Source organism: Streptantibioticus cattleyicolor NRRL 8057 = DSM 46488 (genome assembly GCF_000240165.1).
Classification (GTDB): domain Bacteria; phylum Actinomycetota; class Actinomycetes; order Streptomycetales; family Streptomycetaceae; genus Streptantibioticus; species Streptantibioticus cattleyicolor.
Map to the genome: position 1 here is coordinate 4,474,679 of NC_017586.1, position 23,720 is coordinate 4,498,398.

At 72.0% G+C, this 23,720-nt stretch carries 25 protein-coding genes; 22 read left to right on the top strand and 3 right to left on the bottom strand.

Annotated elements, in window-relative coordinates:
• Positions 1-287: 287 nt before the first annotated feature.
• The 19 genes from SCATT_RS19740 (at position 288) to SCATT_RS19830 (ending at position 18,730) form a co-directional block, all read left to right on the top strand.
• Entirely contained in the window at positions 288-2,072 is a 1,785-nt protein-coding gene (locus tag SCATT_RS19740; protein WP_202446711.1) for a trypsin-like serine protease, read from the top strand.
• A 208-nt stretch (positions 2,073-2,280) separates the two neighbouring features.
• Complete coding sequence (locus SCATT_RS19745) at positions 2,281-3,408, top strand: LCP family protein (protein ID WP_014144893.1); 1,128 nt, start codon at positions 2,281-2,283, stop codon at positions 3,406-3,408.
• Between the two features lie 153 nt (positions 3,409-3,561).
• Positions 3,562-3,786: a 50S ribosomal protein L31 gene (gene rpmE / locus SCATT_RS19750; RefSeq protein ID WP_014144894.1), complete on the top strand. Its 225-nt coding sequence runs from the start codon at positions 3,562-3,564 to the stop codon at positions 3,784-3,786.
• Between the two features lie 100 nt (positions 3,787-3,886).
• Positions 3,887-4,957 carry a peptide chain release factor 1 gene (gene prfA / locus SCATT_RS19755; RefSeq protein WP_014144895.1) on the top strand — a complete coding sequence of 357 codons (1,071 nt, stop codon included), beginning with the start codon at positions 3,887-3,889 and terminating at the stop codon, positions 4,955-4,957.
• A 17-nt stretch (positions 4,958-4,974) separates the two neighbouring features.
• Entirely contained in the window at positions 4,975-5,856 is an 882-nt protein-coding gene (gene prmC, locus SCATT_RS19760) for a peptide chain release factor N(5)-glutamine methyltransferase (protein WP_014144896.1), read from the top strand.
• Between the two features lie 53 nt (positions 5,857-5,909).
• Positions 5,910-6,557: an L-threonylcarbamoyladenylate synthase gene (locus tag SCATT_RS19765; protein WP_014144897.1), complete on the top strand. Its 648-nt coding sequence runs from the start codon at positions 5,910-5,912 to the stop codon at positions 6,555-6,557.
• Complete coding sequence (locus SCATT_RS19770; RefSeq protein WP_014144898.1) at positions 6,554-7,198, top strand: arsenate reductase/protein-tyrosine-phosphatase family protein; 645 nt, start codon at positions 6,554-6,556, stop codon at positions 7,196-7,198. The genes SCATT_RS19765 and SCATT_RS19770 overlap by 4 nt, the downstream gene beginning before the upstream one ends.
• A gap of 90 nt (positions 7,199-7,288) precedes the next feature.
• Positions 7,289-8,593 (top strand): serine hydroxymethyltransferase, encoded by a 1,305-nt coding sequence (locus SCATT_RS19775; RefSeq protein WP_014144899.1) that lies wholly within the window; start codon positions 7,289-7,291, stop codon positions 8,591-8,593.
• 85 nt (positions 8,594-8,678) lie between these two features.
• Complete coding sequence (locus tag SCATT_RS19780; RefSeq protein WP_014144900.1) at positions 8,679-10,052, top strand: MraY family glycosyltransferase; 1,374 nt, start codon at positions 8,679-8,681, stop codon at positions 10,050-10,052.
• Between the two features lie 280 nt (positions 10,053-10,332).
• Positions 10,333-10,776 (top strand): hypothetical protein, encoded by a 444-nt coding sequence (locus tag SCATT_RS19785; protein WP_014144901.1) that lies wholly within the window; start codon positions 10,333-10,335, stop codon positions 10,774-10,776.
• A gap of 297 nt (positions 10,777-11,073) precedes the next feature.
• The gene (atpB, locus tag SCATT_RS19790) at positions 11,074-11,868 is read left to right on the top strand and encodes a F0F1 ATP synthase subunit A (protein WP_014144902.1); all 795 of its coding nucleotides are present in this window, start codon (positions 11,074-11,076) and stop codon (positions 11,866-11,868) included.
• Positions 11,869-11,945: 77 nt separating this feature from the next.
• Positions 11,946-12,188, top strand: a complete 243-nt coding sequence (gene atpE / locus SCATT_RS19795) for an ATP synthase F0 subunit C (RefSeq protein WP_014144903.1) — start codon at positions 11,946-11,948, stop codon at positions 12,186-12,188.
• Positions 12,189-12,229: 41 nt separating this feature from the next.
• Positions 12,230-12,784 carry a F0F1 ATP synthase subunit B gene (locus SCATT_RS19800; RefSeq protein ID WP_014144904.1) on the top strand — a complete coding sequence of 185 codons (555 nt, stop codon included), beginning with the start codon at positions 12,230-12,232 and terminating at the stop codon, positions 12,782-12,784.
• Positions 12,781-13,596, top strand: coding sequence for a F0F1 ATP synthase subunit delta (locus SCATT_RS19805; protein ID WP_014144905.1), 816 nt, complete (start codon positions 12,781-12,783; stop codon positions 13,594-13,596). The genes SCATT_RS19800 and SCATT_RS19805 overlap by 4 nt, the downstream gene beginning before the upstream one ends.
• A 123-nt stretch (positions 13,597-13,719) precedes the next feature.
• Positions 13,720-15,291 (top strand): F0F1 ATP synthase subunit alpha, encoded by a 1,572-nt coding sequence (atpA, locus tag SCATT_RS19810; RefSeq protein WP_014144906.1) that lies wholly within the window; start codon positions 13,720-13,722, stop codon positions 15,289-15,291.
• 2 nt (positions 15,292-15,293) lie between these two features.
• On the top strand, positions 15,294-16,208 hold the full coding sequence (locus tag SCATT_RS19815) for a F0F1 ATP synthase subunit gamma (protein WP_014144907.1): 915 nt from the start codon (positions 15,294-15,296) through the stop codon (positions 16,206-16,208).
• Between the two features lie 5 nt (positions 16,209-16,213).
• Positions 16,214-17,668: a F0F1 ATP synthase subunit beta gene (gene atpD, locus SCATT_RS19820; protein WP_014144908.1), complete on the top strand. Its 1,455-nt coding sequence runs from the start codon at positions 16,214-16,216 to the stop codon at positions 17,666-17,668.
• A gap of 116 nt (positions 17,669-17,784) precedes the next feature.
• Positions 17,785-18,162: a F0F1 ATP synthase subunit epsilon gene (locus tag SCATT_RS19825; protein WP_173405736.1), complete on the top strand. Its 378-nt coding sequence runs from the start codon at positions 17,785-17,787 to the stop codon at positions 18,160-18,162.
• 121 nt (positions 18,163-18,283) lie between these two features.
• Complete coding sequence (locus tag SCATT_RS19830) at positions 18,284-18,730, top strand: DUF2550 domain-containing protein (RefSeq protein WP_014144910.1); 447 nt, start codon at positions 18,284-18,286, stop codon at positions 18,728-18,730.
• 75 nt (positions 18,731-18,805) lie between these two features.
• Here SCATT_RS19830 and SCATT_RS19835 read toward each other — a convergent pair whose 3' ends face one another.
• Positions 18,806-19,453: a response regulator gene (locus SCATT_RS19835; RefSeq protein WP_014144911.1), complete on the bottom strand. Its 648-nt coding sequence runs from the start codon at positions 19,451-19,453 to the stop codon at positions 18,806-18,808.
• The gene (locus tag SCATT_RS19840) at positions 19,450-20,673 is read right to left on the bottom strand and encodes a sensor histidine kinase (RefSeq protein WP_014144912.1); all 1,224 of its coding nucleotides are present in this window, start codon (positions 20,671-20,673) and stop codon (positions 19,450-19,452) included. Before SCATT_RS19840 ends, SCATT_RS19835 begins: the two co-directional genes overlap by 4 nt.
• A 174-nt stretch (positions 20,674-20,847) precedes the next feature.
• On the opposite strand from SCATT_RS19840, the gene SCATT_RS19845 reads away from it, so the two are divergent.
• Positions 20,848-21,390 (top strand): hypothetical protein, encoded by a 543-nt coding sequence (locus SCATT_RS19845; RefSeq protein WP_014144913.1) that lies wholly within the window; start codon positions 20,848-20,850, stop codon positions 21,388-21,390.
• 10 nt (positions 21,391-21,400) lie between these two features.
• Here SCATT_RS19845 and SCATT_RS19850 read toward each other — a convergent pair whose 3' ends face one another.
• A complete protein-coding gene (locus SCATT_RS19850) occupies positions 21,401-21,973 on the bottom strand; it encodes a cob(I)yrinic acid a,c-diamide adenosyltransferase (RefSeq protein ID WP_014144914.1) in 573 nt (190 codons plus the stop codon).
• 265 nt (positions 21,974-22,238) lie between these two features.
• Between SCATT_RS19850 and SCATT_RS19855 the strand changes: the two genes are divergently transcribed.
• Both SCATT_RS19855 and SCATT_RS19860 read left to right on the top strand, forming a co-directional pair.
• Entirely contained in the window at positions 22,239-23,087 is an 849-nt protein-coding gene (locus SCATT_RS19855; protein ID WP_014144915.1) for a 3-hydroxyacyl-CoA dehydrogenase family protein, read from the top strand.
• Positions 23,088-23,360: 273 nt separating this feature from the next.
• Complete coding sequence (locus SCATT_RS19860; protein WP_014144916.1) at positions 23,361-23,684, top strand: STAS domain-containing protein; 324 nt, start codon at positions 23,361-23,363, stop codon at positions 23,682-23,684.
• The last annotated feature ends 36 nt before the right edge of the window (positions 23,685-23,720 follow it).

Sequence of the window (23,720 nt, forward strand, 5' to 3'; positions counted from 1 at the left end):
CGGGGCGGCTTGTTGCGTTCCGTGGCTTTTCGCAGGTCAGACGGTGTTTCCCGGCGACGCGTCCGTGATGCGGACGTGATGCGTGGGGCTGGTGAAGGTTCCTGGGCTGGTTGTACGATCCAACCACCGAGGCAGGGGAACGAGATTCGAGCGCGCCCCCCGTTACGACGGGCGAGCCGAGCCGCGCTCATCGGCCGTTCCCCGGGCCCGGACTCATCGGAACTGATCACCAGGAGACCTGAGTGTCCTTCGCCCACAGAGGCGGAAAGCACCGGCGCGGGGCGCGGATGGCCGTGCCCGCCGCTGCCGCGACGCTGTTCCTCGGCGGAGCGGGCGCCTTCCTCGCGGCGCCCGCGGACGCCGTCGCGGCCCCGCCGCCCGCCCCGCGCGTCACGCCGGGGCACCCGACCGTGCCGGTGGCCCAGCTCACCGGCCGGGTCGGCAACGCCCTGAAGGCCGCGGCCAAGGCGGCCCCCAAGTCCCCGGCGGACAACGGCCGGACGGCCACCACCGCCCCGGCCGCCCCCTCCTCCGCCGGCCCCTCCGGCACCGTCGATCCGAAGATCATCGGCGGCACCACCACCGCCATCGGCACCGCCCCGTGGATGGCCCAGCTGTGGTACTGGGACGACCGCGGCACCAGCGACACCGGTGACGACATCGGCTTCTTCTGCGGCGGCACCGTGATCTCGCCCACGAAGATCCTCACCGCCGCGCACTGCGTCAAGGGCTACGACTGGCACGCCCACGGCAGCGTCCTGACCGGCACCGCGCAGACCCCCACCACGGACTCCGCGGGCACCACCGACCTGCACGGCGGCACCGCCTCCGGGGTGTGGCGGCAGTGGAACGACCCGTCGTTCGACGCCACCACCCTCGACAACGACGTCGCCGTGCTCACCCTGCCCAACCCGGTCAGCGCCCCCACGCTGAAGGTGACCTCGGCCGGCGACACCGCCTCGTACCGGGCGGGCACCCAGGCCCAGGTCTACGGCTGGGGGCGGACCACCTCCACCAGCCAGGCCGTCTCCACCGCGCTGCGCACCGCGACGCTGCCGATGAACTCCGACGCCATCTGCTCGGCCGCGTTCGGCGGCGAGTACGCGCCCGGCCACATGGTCTGCGCCGGCAACCCGGCCACCGGCCAGGACGCCGGCACCGTCGCCGCCTGCAACGGCGACTCCGGCGGCCCGCTGGTGGCCGGCGGCCGGCTGGTCGGCGTGGTCTCCTGGGGCGTCGAGGACTGCGTGGCCAAGGGGTCGTTCAGCGTCTTCACCAAGGTCTCCTCCTACCTCGGCCGGATCGAACCGCGCGTCGACGACGCCGACCTCAACGGCGACGGCCTCGGCGACCTGTTCGCCCGCACCCCGGCCGGCACGGGGTACGAGTACGACTCCAGGCGCACCGGCCTCAACTCCCGTGTCCCGCTGGGCGACTGGGGCGGCCTCACCCTGGTCCGCCAGGCCGACCTCGACCGCGACGGCTACCAGGACTTCCTGACCCGCGACAGCGGCGGCACCCTGTACTGGGAGCACTTCGTGCCGGCCACCGGCAAGTGGGCGGTCTCCCGCGTCGGCGGCGGCTGGAACACCATGAGGTTCATCGCCGTCCCCGGCGACCTCACCGGCGACGCCCTGCCCGACCTGGTGGCCGGCGACTCCAGCGGCAACGTGTGGGTCTACCCGGGCAAGGGCAACGGCACCTTCGGCGCCCGTACCAAGGCCGGCTACGGCTGGAACGTCTACGGCGCCAACGTGGTCGGCCGCGGCGACCTGACCCGCGACGGCAGGCCCGACCTGCTCGCCCAGGACGCCTCCGGCAACCTGTGGCTCCACCCCGGCACCGGCACCACCCCGGCCGCCTTCGGCGCCCGGATCAAGGCCGGCTACGGCTACCACTACACCGCCTACGTCGCCGTCGGCGACCTCACCGGGGACGGCAAGGCCGACCTGGTGACCCGGGACCCCTCCGGCAACCTGTGGCTGTACCGGGGCACCGGCTCCGCCAAGGCGCCGCTGGCCGCCCGCACCAAGCTTGGCTACGGCTGGAACGTCTACGACCTCTTCGGCTGAGCACCGGCTCCGCCGAGACCTTCGCCACACGCGCCTCCGCTGAAGATCGCGCCCGCATAGGCCCTGACCTGGGCTTATGCGGGCGCTTACGGTTTCGTCGGCCTTCCGGCGCGCAGCCGGCGGTACCGCAGGATGAGGAACCGGCCTCACCGGTACGGACGTGACCGGATACGGCCAGGCAACTCACGAAGCGAGGACGGATCACCCGATGGCGGACGACACCCGGCTCACGCAGGGACGCGAGGAGCGGCCGGAGCGCGGCGCCGCCGGCCGCGGTCGCGGCAGCCACCGCAGGCGCCGCCGGCGCACCGGCCGGCGGATCGCCGCCTGGGCGCTGGCCGCCGTGGTGGTGGTCGGCGGCAGCGGCGTCGGGTACGCCTACTTCCGGCTCAACGGCAACATCACCGGCGTCGACATCGACGCCCAGCTCGGCGCCGACCGCCCCGCCGACACCGACAACGGCTCCCAGGACATCCTGGTGCTCGGCTCCGACTCCCGGGCCGGACGGGACAGCTCCTACGGCCGCGACGACGGCGGCGCCCGCTCCGACACCGCCATGGTGGTCCACGTCTACCCCGGCCACCGCAAGGCCACCGTGGTCAGCATCCCCCGCGACACCCTGGTGGACCGGCCCGCCTGCCGGCGCCCGGACGGCACCACCGCCCCGGCCGCCACCCGGGAGATGTTCAACGATGCCTACTCGGTCGGCGGCCCGGCCTGCGCCGTCAAGACCGTGGAGTCGATGACCGGGATCCGCATGGACCACTACCTGGAGGTGGACTTCGCCGGCTTCACCCGGCTGATCGACGCCCTCGGCGGCGTCCCGGTCACCACCACCCGGGCCATCCACGATCCGGACAGCCATCTCGACCTCGCCCCCGGCCGCCACACCCTGGACGGCACCCAGGCGCTCGGCCTGGTGCGCACCCGGCACGGCGTCGGCGACGGCAGCGACCTGGGCCGCATCCAGCTCCAGCAGGCGTTCGTCAAGGCGCTCATCGCCCGCACCCACGACACCGGCCTGCTCACCGACCCGGCCCGGCTGTACAAGGTGGCCGACACCGCCACCAAGTCGCTCACCACCGACTCCGCGCTCGCCTCGCTGACCTCCCTGACCGGCTTCGCCCGCGGCCTGGAGCACATCAACTCCGGCGACCTCGACATGGTCACCATGCCGGTCGGCTACGACCCGGCCGCCCCGGAACGCGTCGTCCCGCTGGCGCGCCAGAACCAGCTGCTGTGGGCCGCGCTCAAGGCCGACAAGCCGGTCCCGGCCCAGGTCACCCAGGGTCCCGGCACCGCCACCGGACAGGCCGCCGGGGTGGTCCGCCACTGACGTGCGGGCGGCGGGGGAGCCGGTGGAATATCCCGGTAGGTCCTCCGGTTTTGGACAGTACGGCCGGTCCTGGCAAACTGGTCCGTCGGCCCCGGTTCACGTCCGGCAATCCCGCTCGGTCGACCCGGTGCCCTCCCGAACCTAGGAGAACCCTTGAAGCGCGAGATCCACCCCGAGTACGTCGAGACCCAGGTCACCTGCACCTGCGGTGCCTCGTTCACCACCCGCAGCACCAAGACCGACGGCGCGATCCGTGCCGACGTGTGCTCGGCCTGCCACCCCTTCTACACCGGCAAGCAGAAGATCCTCGACACCGGCGGTCGCGTCGCCCGCTTCGAGGCCCGCTTCGGCAAGAACGCCGGTTCCGCCAAGAAGTAGCGGCCGTCACGCCGGTCCTCGGCCGCTCCCGCACGGGAGCGGCCGGACCGGCGTTTGTCGTCCGGCCCAGCAGTCCCGTCACGTACCGAGGGAACCGAAGATGTTCGAGGCGGTCGAGGAACTCATCGGCGAACACGCCGACCTCGAGAAGCGGCTTGCCGACCCGGCGGTCCACGCCGACCAGGGCGAGGCACGCCGGCTCAACAAGCGTTACGCCGAGCTGACCCCCATCGTCGGCGCCTACCGGGAGTGGAAGCAGACCGGCGACGACATCGAGACCGGCCGCGAACTCGCCCAGGACGATCCCGACTTCGCCGCCGAGGTCAAGCAGCTCGAAGCCCGCCGCGAGGAACTCACCGACCGTCTGCGGCTGCTGCTGGTCCCGCGCGACCCCAGCGACGACAAGGACGTGATCCTGGAGGTCAAGGCGGGCGAGGGCGGCGAGGAGTCCGCGCTCTTCGCCGGCGACCTGCTGCGGATGTACCTGCGGTACGCCGAACGGCTCGGCTGGAAGACCGAGATCCTCGACGCCAACGCCTCCGACCTCGGCGGCTACAAGGACGTGCAGGTCGCCGTGAAGGCCCGCGGCACCGTCGAGCCCGGCCAGGGCGTGTGGGCCAGGCTGAAGTACGAGGGCGGCGTCCACCGCGTCCAGCGGGTGCCCGCCACCGAGTCCCAGGGGCGCATCCACACCTCCGCCGCGGGCGTGCTCGTCACCCCCGAGGCCGAGGAGGTCGAGGTCGAGATCAACACGAACGACCTGCGGATCGACGTCTACCGCTCCTCCGGCCCCGGCGGCCAGTCGGTCAACACCACCGACTCCGCGGTGCGCATCACCCACCTGCCCACCGGCATCGTGGTCTCCTGCCAGAACGAGAAGAGCCAGCTGCAGAACAAGGAGCAGGCGATGCGCATCCTGCGCTCCCGGCTGCTGGCCGCCGCGCAGGAGGAGGCCGAGCGCGAGGCGTCCGACGCCCGCCGCAGCCAGGTGCGTACGGTGGACCGGTCGGAACGCATCCGGACCTACAACTTCCCCGAGAACCGCATCTCGGACCACCGGGTCGGCTTCAAGGCGTACAACTTGGACCAGGTGCTTGACGGAGACCTCGACGCGGTCATCCAGGCGTGCGTCGACGCCGACTCCGCGGCCAAGCTCGCCGCGGCCCAGTAAGACCGTAGGAGAGTGGAGTGCAGCCGTCCCCCGGGGAACGTCCCGCGAACCCGCGATCGCTGCTGCTCGCCGAAGTGGCACAGGCCACCCGGCGGCTGGCGGACGCCGGTGTGCCCTCCCCCCGTTTCGACGCCGAGGAACTCGCCGCCTACGTGCACGGGGTCAAGCGCGGTGAGCTGCACACCGTCGCCGACGCCGACTTCGACGCGCGCTACTGGGAGGCGGTGGCCCGCCGGGAGAACCGCGAGCCGCTCCAGCACATCACCGGCCGCGCGTTCTTCCGCTTCCTGGAGCTGAAGGTCGGCCCCGGCGTCTTCGTACCGCGCCCGGAGACCGAGTCGGTGGTCGGCTGGGCGATAGACGCGGTGCGCGCGATGGACGTCGCCGAACCGCTCATCGTCGACCTGTGCACCGGCTCCGGGGCGATCGCGCTCGCCCTCGCCCAGGAGGTGCCCCGCTCCCGGGTGCACGCCGTCGAGCTGGACGAGGGCGCGCTGCACTGGACCCGGCAGAACGTCGAGGGCAGCCGGGTCGTCCTGCACCAGGGCGACGCGCTCACCGCGCTGCCGGAGCTCAACGGCCAGGTCGACCTGGTGGTGAGCAACCCGCCCTACATCCCGCTCACCGAGTGGGAGTACGTGGCCCCCGAGGCCCGCGACCACGACCCGCAGCTCGCCCTCTTCTCCGGCGAGGACGGCCTCGACACCATCCGCGGCATCGAACGCACCGCCCACCGGCTGCTGCGCCCCGGCGGCCTGGTGGTCGTCGAGCACGCCGACACCCAGGGCGGCCAGGTGCCGTGGATCTTCAACGAGGAGACCGGCTGGGCCGACGCCGCCGACCACCGGGACCTCAACAACAGGCCCAGGTTCACCACCGCGCGGAAGGCGCTGCCGTGACCGGGGGCGCGGGCCGGACGACACCGCAAGCTGTACCCACGGAGGTTGGATAGATGGCACGGCGTTACGACTGCTCCGAGGCGTCCGACCGCGCCACCGGACTGCGCGAGGCCGCATCCGCGGTCCGCCGCGGCGAGCTCGTCGTGCTGCCCACCGACACGGTGTACGGCGTCGGCGCCGACGCCTTCAGCACCGAGGCGGTCGGCGGCCTGCTGACGGCCAAGGGCCGCGGTCGCAACATGCCCTCGCCGGTGCTCATCGGCTCGCCCAACACCCTGCACGGCCTGGTCACCGACTTCTCCGAGCAGGCGTGGGAACTGGTCGACGCCTTCTGGCCCGGCGCGCTCACCCTGGTCGCCCGCCACCAGCCGTCGCTCCAGTGGGACCTGGGCGACACCCGCGGCACGGTGGCCGTCCGCATGCCGCTGCACCCGGTGGCCATCGAACTGCTCACCGAGACCGGCCCGATGGCGGTCTCCAGCGCCAACCTCACCGGCCACCCGTCCCCGCAGGACTGCGACGCCGCCCAGCGGATGCTCGGCGACGCCGTCTCGGTCTATCTCGACGGCGGCCCCACCCCGGCCGCGGTGCCCTCGTCCATCGTGGACGTGACCGGCAAGGTCCCGGTGCTGCTGCGGGCCGGCGCGATCAGCGCCGAGGAGCTGCGCACCGTCGTACCGGACCTTGAGGAGAGGAATTGACCAGCCCCGCCGAGTGGGGCATACCGGACGCGGAGACGGCAGCGGAGGCAGACCGGTTCCGCGTCCTGTACGTCTGTACCGGCAGTGTGTGCCGTTCGCCGATCGCCGAACGGCTCACCCGGCTGGAGCTCGACCGCAGGCTCGGCGCCGGCGCCGACCGGATCGCCCTGGCCAGCGCCGGCACCTGGGGCCACGTCGGGGCGCCCATGGAGGCCCACGCCGCCACCGTGCTCACCGAGTACGGCGCCGACCCGGACGGCTTCTACGGCCGGGAACTCCTCGACGAACACGTCATCGAGGCCGACCTGGTGCTCACCGCCACCCGTGACCACCGCGCCCAGGTGATCTCCATGGGCCACGCGGCGGGCCTGCGCACCTTCACGCTCAAGGAGTTCACCCGGCTGGTGCGGGCCATCGACCCGGCGACGCTGCCCGAGGGCGGCGTGGTGGAACGGGCCCGCGCGCTGGTGCGGGCCGCCGCCGCGCTGCGCGGCTGGCTCCAGGCGCCCAGCGCGGAGGCCGACGAGGTCTACGACCCGTACGGCGGCCCGGTCACCGTCTTCCGGCACATCGGCGCCGAGATCCACAGCGCCCTGGACCCGGTGGTGACCGCGCTCACCGGCGTCCCCGCGCGCCACTGACGGCGTAACCGGCGCGCTGTCCGCGGCGCGCCCGGCGCCCGGCGCGCCTACAGTGGACCCCAGGGTCCCCAAGACGCTGGAGCGGGCGCCATGACGGTTGCCGGAACAAGCCCACACGCGAGCACCCGGGCGACGCCCTGGACCGCCGGCGCCGAGGCGCTGCGCCGCCAGGACCCCGAGCTGGCCGGCGTGCTGCTGGCCGAGTACGAACGCCAGACCAGCCGGCTGCAACTGGTGGCCGCGGAGAACTTCGCCTCGCCCGCCGTGCTGGCCGCCCTCGGCTCCCCGCTGGCCAACAAGTACGCCGAGGGCTACCCGGGCCAGCGCCACCACGGCGGCTGCGAACTGGTCGACATGGCCGAGCGGTTGGCCGTTGAACGGGCCTGTGCGCTCTTCGGGGCCGAGCACGCGAACGTCCAGCCGTACTCCGGCTCCGCGGCCGTCCTGGCGGCGTACGCGGCCCTTCTGGTGCCCGGTGACACCGTGCTGGCCATGGCGCTGCCGCACGGCGGCCACCTGACGCACGGCAGCCCGGCCAACTTCTCCGGCCGCTGGTTCGACTTCGCCGGCTACGGGGTGCGCGAGGACACCGGGCTGATCGACTACGACGAGGTCCGCGAACTCGCCCGCAACCGGCGCCCCAAGGCGATCGTGGCCGGCGCCATCGCCTACCCCCGCCACATCGACTACGCCGCCTTCCGGGAGATCGCCGACGAGGTGGACGCCTACCTGATCGTGGACGCCGCCCACACCCTGGGCCTGGTGGCCGGCGGCGCGGCGCCCAGCCCGGTGCCGTACGCGGACGTGGTCTGCGCCACCACCCACAAGACGCTGCGCGGGCCGCGCGGCGGACTGGTGCTGTGCGGCCGGCGGCTCGCCCGCCGCATCGACCGGGCGGTCTTCCCGTTCACCCAGGGCGGCCCCCAGATGCACACCATCGCGGCGACCGCGGTGGCGCTGGGGGAGGCGGCCACCCCGGCGTTCCGCGGCTACGCCCGCCAGGTGGTGGCCAACGCCCGGGCGCTCGCCGCCGCCCTCGCCGCGCAGGGCGCCCCGCCGCAGACCGGCGGCACCGACACCCACCTGATCACCGCCGACGTCACCCCGCTCGGCGTCGGCGGTCCGGCCGCCCGGGGCCGGTGCGCGGCGGCCCGGATCGTGCTCGACAAGTGCCCGCTGCCCAAGGACGCGCCGGCCCCGCGGGACTGCTCCGGGATCCGGCTGGGCACCGCCGCGGTGACCACCCAGGGCATGCGGGAGCCCGAGATGGCCCGGATCGGCGACCTGCTCGGCCGGGCGCTGCGCGGGGACGCCTCGGCGGGCGGCGAGGTGGCCGAACTGGTCGCCGGTTTCCCCCCGTACCGGGACGAAGTTCCCCCGTTCCGGGAGATGTGAAGGGTTTGCTGCAACCGAACGCGCATCCTGTGTGTCTTTCCCTTCATTCACACTCCCCCCTCGGAGGCGAATAAGGTGTGACGCTGTGCGCGAATACCTGCTGACCCTGTGCGTCGCAGCGGCCGTCACCTATCTGCTGACCGGGCCGGTGCGGAAGTTCGCCATCGCCGCGGGCGCCATGCCGGAGATCCGGGCCCGTGACGTGCACCGGGAGCCGACGCCCCGGCTGGGCGGGATCGCCATGTTCGGCGGGTTGTGCGCCGGGCTGCTGGTCGCCTCCCGGCTGGACAACCTCAGCGACGTCTTCAAGCTCTCCAACGAGCCGCGCGCACTGCTGTCCGGCGCCGGGTTGATCTGGCTGCTGGGCGTCCTCGACGACAAGTGGGGCGTGGACGCCCTGATCAAGCTGGGCGGCCAGATGATCGCGGCCGGCGTGATGGTGATGCAGGGGCTCACCATCCTGTGGCTGCCGGTGCCGGGCATCGGCGCGGTCTCGCTCAGCCCGATGCAGTCCACCCTGCTCACCGTGGCGCTGGTGGTGATCACCATCAACGCGGTCAACTTCGTCGACGGCCTGGACGGCCTCGCCTCCGGCATGGTGTGCATCGCCGCCATCGCGTTCTTCATGTACGCGTACCGGATGTGGTTCGGGTACGGGATGGAGAACGCCGCCCCCGCGACCCTGTTCAGCGCCGTGCTGATCGGGATGTGCCTGGGGTTCCTGCCGCACAACATCCACCCCGCCCGGATCTTCATGGGCGACTCCGGCTCGATGCTGATCGGGCTGGTGATGGCGGCCTCGGCGATCTCCGTCACCGGTCAGGTGGACCCGGCGATCATCACCAACAGCACCGGTTCGGTGCGTGACGCGGTGCACGCGATGGTGCCGGTGTACATCCCGCTGCTGCTGCCGCTGACGCTGATCGCGATCCCCATGGCCGACCTGGTGCTGGCGATCGTGCGGCGCACCTGGAACGGCCAGTCGCCGTTCGCCGCCGACCGCGGTCACCTGCACCACCGGCTGCTGGAGATCGGCCACTCGCACAGCCGGGCGGTGCTGATCATGTACTTCTGGTCGGCGCTGATCGCCTTCGGCACGGTGGCCTTCTCGGCGCGCTCCTCCAGCCTGTGGATTCTGCTGGTGGTGGTGGCGTTGAGCGCGGTCGGACTGGTGGTGCTGCTGCTGCCGCGGTTCCGGCCGAGGGTGCCGGCCTGGGCGGAGTCGTTCGTGCCGCCGCGTTACCGGCACAGCGCCCGGCGGGCCGCGCGGGCCGCCGCCCGGGAGGAGGGTGCCGGATCCGGCACCGAGGTCGACCCGCGGCTGGAGGCGGAGGCCGAGGCCGCGGTGCAGGCGGCGCTGAAGGAGAACCCGGCCGCGGTGGCCGGACTCCACGGCGCCACCGCCATCGGCGACCGCTCCCGGCTGCCCGACCGGCGACAGGTCAGCGGCGCCCGCTGACCGCGTCCTGCCCTCCGTGCCCGCTTCGAAACCCCTCGAAAGGGGACATAGGCGCCCAGGGTCTTCCCGTCAACGTGACGCGCTCATCTGTGACCCGGTAGTGTGACAGTGAGCACATGAAGTAGGTAAAGACCTCATCAAATAGTTTGTGATACCGTTCACGAGACCAGGGACAGCGCCGAAAGACCCGAGTGAGACGGTCTTCCGGTCGGCAGTGTGCCCGCCGTCCGGCGGTACGCTCACCCAGCACCCCGCCCCCGACTCCAGCCGGAGCCGCCCCATGTCCAACGACGTCCGAACCCTGCTCCATTGCGCCGTGCCCACCGCCGCCGTCGGCGTGGTGGCCGTCGTCGTCAGCGGTGTGTTCGCCGGCGGCAAGGGCGCGATCGGCGCGGCGGTCGCCACCGCGGTGGCCATCGGCTTCATGGGACTGGGCCTGGTGGTGCTGCAACGGACCGCGAAATCCCTGCCGCAGCTGTTCCAGGCGATGGGACTGATGCTCTACGTCTGCCAGTTGCTGCTGCTCGCGATCGTCCTCGCGCTCTTCAAACACACGACGCTGTTCAACCTCAAGGCGTTCGCCTTCACGGTGCTCGCGGCGTCGTTGACGTGGATCGCGGCCCAGGGCCGGGACCACATGAAGGCCAAGATCCTCTACGTCGAGCCGGACCCGGCGCCGGGTAACGGGCCGAAAAAGCCCGCACCCGCGAATTCGTCATCATGACGAGTAGGGGCGGGATAAAGGTCCACTCCACGTCCTGCTATCGTCCCGTGCCAACTGCGGCACAGCGGGCGCAGGCGGCTGAGCTCCCCCGTTCCACCCCCTCCAGGCGGGCGACGGGACGGGACCGGCAGCCCATGCCGCTGAGGCCCGCCAGGTCATCCGGCCCCCCGCCGACCGACCGCCCTCCCATCCGCAAGACCAGTCCAGTGCCGTTCCGCGGCTGTGTGCCGCGCCGACACATCGAGGTTGCCGTACCCATGCGCCACGTTGAAGGAGCTCGCGGTGAGTGCTGACCACATGCTCGCCTCCGAGACCAGCTGCCACCTTTTCAGTGGGTGTGGCTTCCCCGCCCCCGGCCTTCAGAACTTCGTCTTCAAGCCGATCTTCAGCATTGGCAGCTTCCACTTCAACAAGCCGATGCTCCTCGCGCTGCTGTCCACGATCATCGTGGTCGGGTTCTTCTGGGCGGCCTTCAACAAGCCCAAACTGGTGCCGGGCAAGCTGCAGATGATCGGTGAGGCGGGCTACGACTTCGTACGCCGCGGCGTCGTCTACGAGACCCTCGGCAAGAAGGAGGGCGAGAAGTACGTTCCGCTGATCGTCTCGCTCTTCTTCTTCGTCTGGATCATGAACCTGTGGTCGATCATCCCGGTCGCCCAGTTCCCGGTGACGTCGATCATCGCCTTCCCGGCGGGGCTCGCCGCGGTCGTCTACATCACGTGGATGACGCTGACGTTCAAGAAGAACGGGTTCGTCGGCGGTCTGAAGAACCTCACCGGTTACGACAAGTCGCTCGGCGGCATCCTGCCGCTCGTCGTGGTGCTGGAGTTCTTCTCCAACGTCCTGGTGCGGCCATTCACCCACGCGGTCCGGCTCTTCGCCAACATGTTCGCGGGCCACCTGCTCCTGCTGATGTTCACCATCGCGAGCTGGTACCTGTTCAACGGGATCGGCATCGCCTACGCGGGCGTCTCGTTCATCATGACCATCCTGCTGACCGCCTTCGAGATGTTCATCCAGGCCGTCCAGGCGTACGTCTTCGTGCTGTTGACCGCGACCTACATCCAGGGCGCGCTCGCCAAGCACCACTGAGCCCCCGGCTCCTCACGACCCACCATTCGTCCGGTGGCCAACCCCCACCGGTCCGTGCAGAAGAAGGAAGAAAGCGCATGTCCGCTCTCGCGAACCTCGCCGCTGTCGACATCCACGGCTCGCTCAGCTCCCTCGGCTACGGCCTCGCCGCCATCGGCCCGGGCGTCGGCGTCGGCATCATCTTCGGTAACGGCACTCAGGCGCTGGCCCGTCAGCCCGAGGCGGCCGGCCTGATCCGCGCCAACCAGATCCTCGGCTTCGCGTTCTGCGAGGCGCTGGCCCTGATCGGCATCGTCATGCCGTTCGTGTACGGCAAGTGATTTCCGCTTGCTGACAGCCCTTTTCGACGAAAGGCACTGATGTGACTGCCCTGGTCCAGCTGGCAGCGGACAGCGGCGAGAACCCGCTCGTCCCGCCGCCGGTAGAGCTCATCGTCGGCCTGATCGCCTTCTTCATCGTCTTCGCGTTCCTCGCCAAGAAGCTCCTCCCGAACATCAACAAGGTTCTGGACGAGCGCCGCGAGGCCATCGAGGGCGGCATCGAGAAGGCCGAGGCCGCCCAGGCCGAGGCGCAGGCGACCCTGGAGCAGTACCGCGCGCAGCTCGCCGAGGCCCGGCACGAGGCCGCCCGGCTGCGTCAGGAGGCGCAGGAGCAGGGCGCTGCCCTCATCGCGGAGATGCGTGCCGAGGGGCAGCGTCAGCGCGAGGAGATCATCGCCGCCGGCCACGCGCAGATCGAGGCCGACCGCAAGCAGGCCGCCGAGGCGCTCCGGCAGGACGTCGGCCGGCTCGCCACCGACCTGGCCGCCAAGCTCGTCGGCGAGTCCCTGGAGGACCACGCCCGGCAGAGCCGTGTCATCGACCGGTTCCTGGCGGACCTCGACGGCAAGGCCGCGCAGGCCGAGGCGGCCCGATGACCGGCGCGAGCCGCGGGGCGCTGGCCGCCGCGCGGGAGCGGCTGGACGCGCTGACCGACAACACCGCCGTCGACGCGGCCGGCCTCGCCGAGGACCTGGCCGCCGTCACGGCGCTGTTGGACCGCGAGATCCCGCTGCGCCGGACGCTGACCGACCCGGCGCAGCCGGGCGAGGCCAAGGCCGGGCTCGTCCAGCGGCTGCTGGCCGGGCAGGTCGGCGGCGAGACGGTCGAGCTGGTCTCCGGCATGGTCCGCTCGCGGTGGTCCGTGGCGCGCGACCTGGTCGACGCGGTGGAGGAACTGGCCTCCCTGGCCGACCTGATCGCGGCCGAGCGCTCCGGCGCGCTGGACGACGTGGAGGACGAGCTGTTCCGCACCGCGCGGATCATCGCCGGCTCCACCGAGCTGCGCGCCGCGCTGTCCGACCGGGCGGCGAGCGGCGAGGCCAAGGGCGAGCTGGTCCGGCGGCTGCTGGGCGGCAAGGCCGACCCGGTGACCGTTCGGCTGGTTGCGCGTCTTGTGACCCACCCGCGGGGCCGTAGCCTGGAAGCGGGGCTCGACGCCCTCTCCAAGCTGGCGGCGGCCCGCCGTGGCCGGATGGTCGCGGTGGTCCGTACCGCCGTGCCCCTGTCCGACGAGCAGAAGCAGCGTCTCGGCGGCGTCCTGGCCAAGCTGTACGGCCGCCAGGTGCACCTGAACCTGGACGTGGACCCCGAGGTCCTCGGCGGGATCAGCGTGCGGGTCGGCGACGAGGTCATCGACGGCACCGTCGCCAGCCGCCTGTCCGAGGCGAGCCGGCGGCTGGCCGGCTGAGCCGGCCCCGACACCAACCTAAAAAGCACTGAAGCGGCCCGGGTTGGGCCGACAGAGCCTTCTGGGGGCGACCCCCAGACCCCCAAGAGATTTCGGGCCCAACAAGGAGAGCAGGGAACCCAGATGGCGGAGCTCACGATCCGGCCGGAGGAGATCCGGGACGCACTGGAGAACTTCGTCCAGTCGTACAAGCCGGACGCGGCCTCGCGCGAGGAGGTCGGTACGGTCAGCGTTGCCGGCGACGGCATCGCGAAGGTCGAGGGGCTGCCCTCGGCCATGGCGAACGAGCTGCTGAAGTTCGAGGACGGGACGCTGGGTCTCGCCCTCAACCTCGAGGAGCGGGAGATCGGCGCCGTCGTCCTCGGTGAGTTCAGCGGCATCGAGGAAGGTCAGTCGGTCCGTCGCACCGGCGAGGTGCTGTCGGTGCCGGTCGGTGAGGGCTACCTCGGCCGCGTCGTCGACCCGCTGGGCAACCCGATCGACGGCAAGGGCGAGATCGAGACCGAGGGCCGCCGCGCCCTGGAGCTCCAGGCGCCCACGGTCATGCAGCGCAAGTCGGTCCACGAGCCGATGCAGACCGGCCTGAAGGCCGTCGACTCGATGACCCCGATCGGCCGCGGCCAGCGCCAGCTGATCATCGGCGACCGGCAGACCGGCAAGACCGCCCTGGCGATCGACACGATCATCAACCAGCGCGACAACTGGCGCTCCGGCGACCCGGCCAAGCAGGTGCGCTGCATCTACGTGGCCATCGGCCAGAAGGGCTCCACCATCGCGGGCGTCCGCGGTGCGCTGGAGGAGGCCGGCGCGATGGAGTACACCACCATCGTCGCCGCCCCGGCGTCCGACCCGGCCGGCTTCAAGTTCCTCGCGCCGTACACCGGTTCCGCCATCGGCCAGCACTGGATGTACCAGGGCAAGCACGTCCTGATCGTCTTCGACGACCTGTCCAAGCAGGCCGACGCCTACCGCGCGGTGTCGCTGCTGCTGCGCCGCCCGCCGGGCCGTGAGGCGTACCCGGGTGACGTCTTCTACCTGCACTCGCGTCTGCTGGAGCGCTGCGCCAAGCTCTCCGACGACATGGGCGCCGGCTCCATGACCGGTCTGCCGATCGTGGAGACCAAGGCCAACGACGTCTCGGCGTTCATCCCGACCAACGTCATCTCCATCACCGACGGCCAGTGCTTCCTGGAGTCCGACCTGTTCAACGCGGGCCAGCGCCCGGCGGTGAACGTCGGTATCTCGGTCTCCCGCGTCGGCGGCTCGGCCCAGCACAAGGCGATGCGCCAGGTCTCCGGCCGGCTCCGCGTCGACCTGGCCCAGTACCGCGAGCTGGAGGCGTTCGCCGCCTTCGGTTCCGACCTGGACGCCGCCTCCAAGGCGCAGCTCGCCCGTGGTCAGCGCATGGTCGAACTGCTCAAGCAGGGCCAGTACGCGCCGTTCCCGGTCGAGGAGCAGGTCGTCTCCATCTGGGCCGGCACCAACGGCAAGATGGACGAGGTCCCCGTCGAGGACATCCGCCGCTTCGAGCGTGAGCTCCTGGACTACCTGCGCCGCGAGCGCAAGTCCCTGCTCACCGGCATCCTGGAGGGCGGGAAGATGTCCGACGACACCATCCAGGCCCTCGACGAGGCCGTCGAGACCTTCAAGAAGCAGTTCGAGACGTCCGACGGCAAGCTGCTGGGTGAGGGCTGAGCATGGGCGCCCAACTCCGGGTTTACAAGCGCCGCATCAAGTCCGTCTCCGCGACCAAGAAGATCACCCGGGCGATGGAGATGATCGCCGCCGCGCGCGTCGTCAAGGCGCAGCGCGCGGTGGCGGCCTCGACGCCGTACGCCACCGAGCTGACCCGCGCGGTGGCCGCGGTGGCCAAGGGGTCCAACGACCGGCACCCGCTGACCACCGAGGCCGAACGGCCGACCCGGGCCGCGGTGCTGCTGGTCACCAGCGACCGCGGGCTCGCCGGCGGCTACTCGGCCAACGTGATCAAGAAGGCCGAGGAGCTCACCGCGCGGCTCGTCGCCGAGGGCAAGGAAGTCCTGCCGTACGTCGTCGGCCGCAAGGGCGTGGCGTACTACAACTTCCGCGGCCGTGACGTGGCCCAGTCGTGGACCGGCTTCACCGAGAGCCCGACGTACGCCGACGCCAAGGCGATCGCCGACCCGCTGATCGAGACCGTCATCAAGGCGACCGAGGAAGGCGGCGTGGACGAACTGCACATCGTCTACACCGAGTTCCAGTCGATGATGACCCAGGTCCCGGTCGAGGCCCGGCTGCTGCCGCTCAGCCTGAAGGAGGCCACCGACTCGGTCGAGAAGAGCGACAAGCTGCTGCCGCTCTTCGAGTTCGAGCCGTCGGCCGAGGGCGTGCTGGACGCGCTGCTGCCGCGGTACGTCGAGAGCCGGGTCTACAACGCCCTGCTCCAGGCCGCCGCCTCCAAGCACGCGGCCACCCGCCGGGCGATGAAGTCGGCGACCGACAACGCCGAGGAGCTCATCAAGTCGCTGACGCGGCTTGCCAACGCGGCCCGCCAGGCCGACATCACCCAGGAAATCAGCGAGATCGTCGGCGGCGCTGCCGCTCTGGCCGACGCGACCGCGGGGAGTGACTGACAACTATGACCACCACTGTTGAGCCGACCGCCGCGGCCGGCCAGGCCACCGGCCGGGTCGCGCAGGTTATCGGCCCGGTCGTCGACGTGGAGTTCCCCGTCGACGCGATGCCGGAGATCTACAACGCGCTGCACGTCGAGGTCGCCGACCCGGCCAACGCCGGGCAGAAGCGCACCCTGACCCTGGAGGTCGCCCAGCACCTCGGCGAGGGCCGGGTCCGGGCCATCTCCATGCAGCCCACCGACGGTCTGGTCCGCCAGGCCGAGGTGACCAACACCGGCGCCGGCATCACCGTGCCGGTGGGCGATGTCACCAAGGGCCGGGTGTTCAACACCCTCGGTGAGATCCTCAACGAGCCGGAGGCGGCCTCCGAGGTCACCGAGCGCTGGGCGATCCACCGCAAGGCCCCGGCCTTCGACCAGCTCGAGTCGAAGACCGAGATGTTCGAGACCGGCCTGAAGGTCGTCGACCTGCTGACCCCGTACGTCAAGGGCGGCAAGATCGGTCTGTTCGGCGGCGCGGGCGTCGGCAAGACCGTCCTCATCCAGGAAATGATCATGCGAGTGGCCAAGCTCCACTCGGGTGTGTCGGTCTTCGCGGGCGTCGGTGAGCGCACCCGTGAGGGCAACGACCTGATCCAGGAGATGGAGGAGTCCGGCGTCCTCGACAAGACCGCGCTGGTCTTCGGTCAGATGGACGAGCCCCCGGGCACCCGGCTTCGGGTCGCGCTGGCCGGTCTGACCATGGCGGAGTACTTCCGCGATGTGCAGAAGCAGGACGTGCTGTTCTTCATCGACAACATCTTCCGCTTCACCCAGGCCGGTTCCGAGGTCTCCACCCTGCTGGGCCGGATGCCCTCCGCGGTGGGTTACCAGCCGAACCTGGCGGACGAGATGGGTCAGCTCCAGGAGCGCATCACCTCCACCCGTGGTCACTCGATCACCTCGATGCAGGCGATCTACGTCCCGGCGGACGACCTGACCGACCCGGCCCCGGCGACCACCTTCGCCCACCTGGACGCCACCACGGTGCTCTCCCGGCCGATCTCGGAGAAGGGCATCTACCCGGCGGTGGACCCGCTGGACTCCACCTCCCGGATCCTGGACCCGCGCTACATCGCGCAGGACCACTACGACTGCGCCATGCGCGTCAAGAGCATCCTGCAGAAGTACAAGGACCTCCAGGACATCATCGCCATCCTCGGTATGGACGAGCTGAGCGAGGAGGACAAGCTCACCGTCCAGCGCGCCCGCCGCATCGAGCGCTTCCTGTCGCAGAACACCCACGCGGCGAAGCAGTTCACCGGTGTGGACGGCTCGGACGTCCCGCTGGACGAGTCGATCGCCGCGTTCAACGCGATCGCCGACGGTGAGTTCGACCACTTCCCGGAGCAGGCGTTCTTCATGTGCGGTGGCCTGGACGACCTCAAGGCCAACGCCAAGAAGCTCGGCGTTTCCTGACGCCGGACGCCGATCCAGCGCATGACGGGGGGCGGGCTGGTCCCGCCCCCCTCCCGCGCCCCGTTATCCTGTGACCCAACACCTGCCGGAAGCGGTGGGTGGAGACCCGAGGAGCCATCTTGGCCGAGCTGCACGTCGAGCTGGTCGCCGCCGACCGCAAGGTCTGGTCCGGCGAAGCCACGATCGTCGTCGCGCGCACGGCGTCGGGCGACGTAGGCATCATGCCGGGCCACACTCCGCTCCTCAGCGTGCTGGAGTCCGGCCCGGTGACCATCCGCACGACCGACGGCGGCACCGTCGTCGCGGCCGTGCACGGCGGCTTCATCTCGTTCTCCGAGGACAAGCTCTCCCTCCTGGCGGAGGTCTGCGAGCTCGCCGACGAGATCGACGTGGAGCGTGCCGAGCGCGCGCTGGAGCGTGCGAAGTCCGACGCGGACGCCGCTGCCGAGCGGCGCGCCGACGTCCGGCTGCGGGCCGCCACCGGCACGCGCTGAGACACGTCGAACGTGTGGCCGCGGAGCGCCCGACCGGGCGGTCCGCGGCCCGGGCTTAGCAGAACCGGTAGTAGCCAACGGGTCCGGGCACCCCGGACGTGAAGCGAGGAGGTCGGCAGGCATGGTCCTCGCTTTGCAGGTGCTCGGGACGGCCGTGGCCCTCGTGGTCGTGGCCCTTTTCGTCTTCGGGCTGCGCCGCCGGCTGATCCAGCGTCCCGGCGGCACCTTCGACTGTTCGCTGCGCTCGGCCCCCGAGGCCGCCGAACCCCCGACCGGCAAGGGCTGGGTCTACGGGGTGGCCCGTTACAGCGGTGACCGCATCGAGTGGTTCCGCGTCTTCTCCTACGCCCCCCGCCCCCGCCAGGTGCTGGAACGCTCCGCCATCGAGGTGATCCGGCGCCGGATGCCGCAGGGCGAGGAGGAGCTGGCGCTGCTGTCCGACGCGGTGGTGCTCAGCTGCGCCCACCGTGGCGACCGGCTGGAGCTGGCGATGAGCGAGGACGCGCTCACCGGCTTCCTCGCCTGGCTGGAAGCGGCGCCCCCCGGCCAGCGGGTCAATGTCGCTTGAATGAGGGGCCCCGCTGGGAGGGGGCACCCCCGGACGAAGTCTGGGGGAGGGTGAACGTAGCTTGATCGCGGCGGATCATTCCGCTCGCATCCCCAACTCCTTGGCCAGCACGGCCAGTTGAACCCTGCCGCGTACCTCGACCTTGGCGAGGATGCGGCTGACGTGGGTCTTGGTGGTGGCCTCCGCCATGCCGAGCCGGGCGGCGATCCCGGCGTTGGACAGGCCGGCCCCGACGCACGCCATGACCTCCTTCTCCCGGGGCGTGAGGCGTGCGACGCGCGCGGACTGCGCCTCGGTGGCGGTGTGGGCCCCGGCGTAGGCGCTGATCAGGCGGCGGGTGACGGCCGGGGCCAGCATGCCCTCGCCGCGCGCGACCAGCCGTACCGCCTCCACCAGCGCGGCGGCGTCGGTGTCCTTGAGCAGGAACCCCGCCGCACCCGCCCGCAGCGCGCCGAAGACGTACTCGTCCAGGTCGAACGTGGTCAGCACCAGCACGTCGGCCAGGCCCTCGGAGGTGATGCGGCCGGTGGCGGCCACCCCGTCCAGCCGTGGCATCCGGATGTCGAGGAGCACCACGTCGGGACGGAGTTCGCGGGCGAGGCGGACGGCCTGCTCGCCGTCGGCCGCCTCACCGGCCACCTCGATGCCGGGCGCCGCCCGCAGGATCATCACCAGCCCGGCCCGTACCGCCGACTGGTCCTCGGCCACCAGCACCCGGATCACGCCCACCCCTGGTCCCCTTCCGCCCCGGCGGCCACCGGAAGGACCGCGCTCACCCGCCACCGGTCGCCGCGCGCCCCGGCGCGGAACCGCCCCGACAACAGCGCCACCCGCTCCCGCAGCCCCACCAGACCTGCCCCGGAACCGGGCGCCCGTGGCCCGGGACGCTCCGCGTACCGGCTGGTCACGGTGACCGCGAGGGCGTGCGGCAGCCGGCGCAGCACCACCCGCACCGGCCCCGGGGCGGCGTGCTTGAGGGCGTTGGTCACGCCCTCCTGGACGATGCGGTAGGCGGCCAGTTCCACCGGGGCGGGCAGCGGGCACGGGCCCCGCCGGTCGTCCAGGGTGAACGTCAGTCCGTCCCCGGAGCCGGTCCGGGCGGCCCGGTCGAGCACCGTGTCCAGCGCGTCGAGCGCGGGGGCGGCGGCCTCCTCGGCCGGGGCGTCCGGATCACGCAGCAGCGCGATCAGCCGCCGCATCTCCGCCAGCCCCGCCACGCTGTTCTCCCGGATCACCCGCAGCGCCTCCAGCGCCGGGCCCTCGGCGCCGCCGACGGCGAGTGCGCCGGTGGAGTGGATGGCCGCCGCCGACAGATGGCCGGCCACCGTCTCGTGCAGCTCACGGGCCATCCGGGCGCGTTCGGCGGCCACCGCGTCCCGCCGGTCCAACTCCGCCAGGAGCGCGGTCTGCTCGGCCAGCAGCGCCGTCCGTTCCGCCCGCAGCCGTTCCGCCGCCGCGGTGTCCCGGTGCTGCCGTACCACCAGGCCGGTCCAGGCCGGCACCACGGTGACCAGCGCCGCCCCGATCCCGGCGGGCAGCGCGTCCGGGGCGTGCCCGGCCGCGGCCACCGCGACCGTGACCGCCACCGAGGCCAGCACCGCGCCGGCCGGCACGACCCGGGCCGTGCGGGGCGAGCCGTACAGCACCGCCGCGTACCCCAGGTCGGTGAACATCAACACCGTGACCAGCACCGAACCGATCACGCAGTCGGCGGCGAAGGCACCGGTGCCCACGGCCAGCGCCACCGCCGGGGCGGACCGGCGCAGCGCCTCGCAGCCGGCCGTCACCGCCAGCGGCAGCAGCGCCAGCCACGCCGGACGCAGCACCGGGCCGCCGAGGTGGACCTGCCCGCGCAGCGCCCACAGCAGCACCCCGGCGACGAGCCCCACCACCGCCAGCAGCACGTCCCCACGGTGCGGGCGCGGCGGCGGGCGGACGGGCATGACCCCATCCCAGCAGAGCCGCCCGCGCCCCGCCTCACCCGGGGGACGGACACGGCCGTACATCGAAGGATGCAGCGCGGATCACCACCGGCGACGACGCGCGGCGGGGGAGCACCGGCGCAGACTCGTCCGCAACGACAGGGAACCGGAACGACAGGGAAAGGGGGACGCGCGGTGATCGTCGCGGTGACGGCCGGGTGCGAGATCGGGTTCTGGGTGCTGCTGCTGGCCGGGCTGGCGCTGCGCTACCCGGCCCGGATGCCGCGGACCGGCGCGGTGGTGCTGGCGTGCGTGCCGCTGGTGGATGTGGTGCTGCTCGCGGTCACCGTGGCCGATCTGCGGTCGGGCACCACGGCCGGGACGCGGCACGGGCTGGCCGCGGCCTACATCGGCTTCTCGGTGGGGTACGGGCACGCCACGATCCGCTGGGCGGACGCCCGGTTCCGGCACCGGGTGATGGGCGGGCCGCCGCCGGCCGCCGCGCCGAAGTACGGGCGGGAGCGCGCGGCCCACGAGTGGCGGATCTTCGGCCGCACCCTGGTGGCCGTGGCGGTCTCCGTGGTGCTGCTCCAGGGGGCGGTCATGCTGGTGGGCGACGCGTCCCGGACGGCGGCGCTGACCGCGTGGCAGCAGCGGATGGGCGCGGTCGCCGGGATCAGCCTGCTGATCGCGGCGAGTTACACCGTCTTCCCCAAGCGGCCCCGGGCGGACCGCTGACCCGGTCCGCTCAGCGGTTCTCCCCGGGCACCCACAACACGTCGCCGCGCTCCTGGTTGGCCGACCGGGCCAGGATGAACAGCAGGTCGGAGAGGCGGTTGAGGTACTTGGCGGTGAGCGGGTTCATCGTCTCGCCGTGGCTGCCCAGCGCCGCCCAGGTGGAGCGCTCGGCCCGGCGCACCACGGTGCACGCCTGGTGGAGCAGGGCGGCGCCGGGGGTGCCGCCGGGCAGGATGAAGCTGCGCAGCTTCTCCAGACCGGCCAGGAAGGCGTCGCAGTCGGCCTCCAGCTTGTCGATGTACCCCTGCTCCACCCGCAGCGGCGGGAACTTCGGGTCCTCCACCACCGGGGTCGCCAGGTCGGCGCCCACGTCGAACAGGTCGTTCTGGACGCGGACCAGGACCTTGACGATCGCCTCGGGCAGCTCGCCGAGGGCGATGGCCACCCCGATCGCGGCGTTGGCCTCGTTGGCGTCCGCGTACGCCGCGATCCGCGGGTCGGTCTTGGGGGTGCGGCTCATGTCGCCGAGGGCGGTGGTGCCGTCGTCCCCGGTGCGGGTGTAGATGCGCGTCAGGTTGACCATGCGCCGACTCTAGTGCGACCGCGAGGCCGCCGGCCGACCGCTCCGGGGGCGTCGTGCGGGCGCCGGGACGCGCCGGACACGCCGCGCGGGCGCCCGGCGCGCGGTCAACTCCCTTGGCGGTCCGCCCTGCTGACGGCCTGCTCGGCGGCGGTCTGCTCCGTTATGCGGCGAAGAACACACCGTGACCCCGGCCTCTTCCTGCTGCGCCGGGTGGTGAACGGACGTTAAGGTCCGGCCAAGGACGTCGGAACGGATGGGGTGTGTCGTGGCGAAGAAGCTCGCCGTGATCGGGGCCGGCCTGATGGGCTCCGGTATCGCGCAGGTGTCGGCCCAGGCAGGTTACGAGGTGGTGCTGCGGGACGTCACCGACGAGGCGCTCGCCCGCGGCCGGGCCGGGATCGAGGCGTCGTACGGGAAGTTCGTCGCCAAGGGCAAGCTCGCCGCCGCCGACGCCGAGGCGGCGCTGGGGCGCATCACCACCACCACCGACCTGGACGCTGCGGCCGACGCCGACGTCGTGGTGGAGGCGGTCTTCGAGAAGATCGAGGTCAAGCGGGAGATCTTCGCCGCGCTGGACAAGCTGGTGCGCGACGACGCGATCCTGGTCTCCAACACCTCCGCCATCCCGATCACCAAGATCGCCGCGGCCACGGCGCGCCCGGAGCGCGTGGTGGGCACCCACTTCTTCTCCCCGGTGCCGATGATGCAGCTGTGCGAGCTGGTGCGCGGCCACAAGACCAGCGACGCCACGCTCGCCGCCGCCCGGGAGTTCGCCGAGTCGGTCGGCAAGACCTGCATCGTCGTCAACCGCGACGTGGCCGGCTTCGTCACCACCCGGCTGATCTCCGCCCTGGTGGTCGAGGCGGTCAAGCTCTACGAGTCCGGGGTGGCCACCGCCGAGGACATCGACACCGCCTGCAAGCTCGGCTTCGGCCACGCCATGGGCCCGCTGGCCACCACCGACCTGACCGGCGTGGACATCCTGCTGCACGCCACCGGCAACATCTACACCGAGTCGCAGGACGAGAAGTTCGCCCCGCCGGAGCTGATGCGCCGCATGGTCGACGCCGGTGACATCGGCCGCAAGAGCGGTCAGGGCTTCTACCGCTACTGACCACCGCCCGCCCGCCGGACCCGCGCCGCCCCGGCCCGTCCGGCGGGCGGCCCGGGGCGCGCCCGTCCGTCGCCTGGCCCGGCACCGAACGGGTGCCCGGGGCCACCCGGATACCTGCCACCGGGCGAATCCCCTCACCCGCCGGGGTGAATTCGGTATCGGTTCGCTCACGGACGGCAACTCCGCAGTGCGACGAAACGTCAGTTGCGGTGAGACTGGACGGAACAACCGTCACAACGACAACCGGGGAAACACACCATTTTGGGAGCGCGCATGCACATCAGGGGCGACCACGCCCTGCTCACCGTCGGGGGCCGCCTCGACGTGCGGAGCGCGGCGGACGCCCGTACGGCACTGCACACCGCGGTCGACTCGGGCCGCGGCGACCTGGTGCTCGACCTGACCGAGCTCGACTCGTGGGACGCCACGGGTCTCGGTGTGATCATGGGGGCCCACCGCCGGGCCGGCCGGGTCAACCGGCGGCTCGTCCTGCGCGGCGTCCCGCCGCAGATGGTGCGGCTGCTGATCGCCACCCGGCTGCACCGCATCCTCACCATCGAACCCGGGCTCGCCGCCGACTCCGCCCCGCACTCCTGACCGGAGCCGCTCCGGCGCCGCCCCGCGCATCCGGCG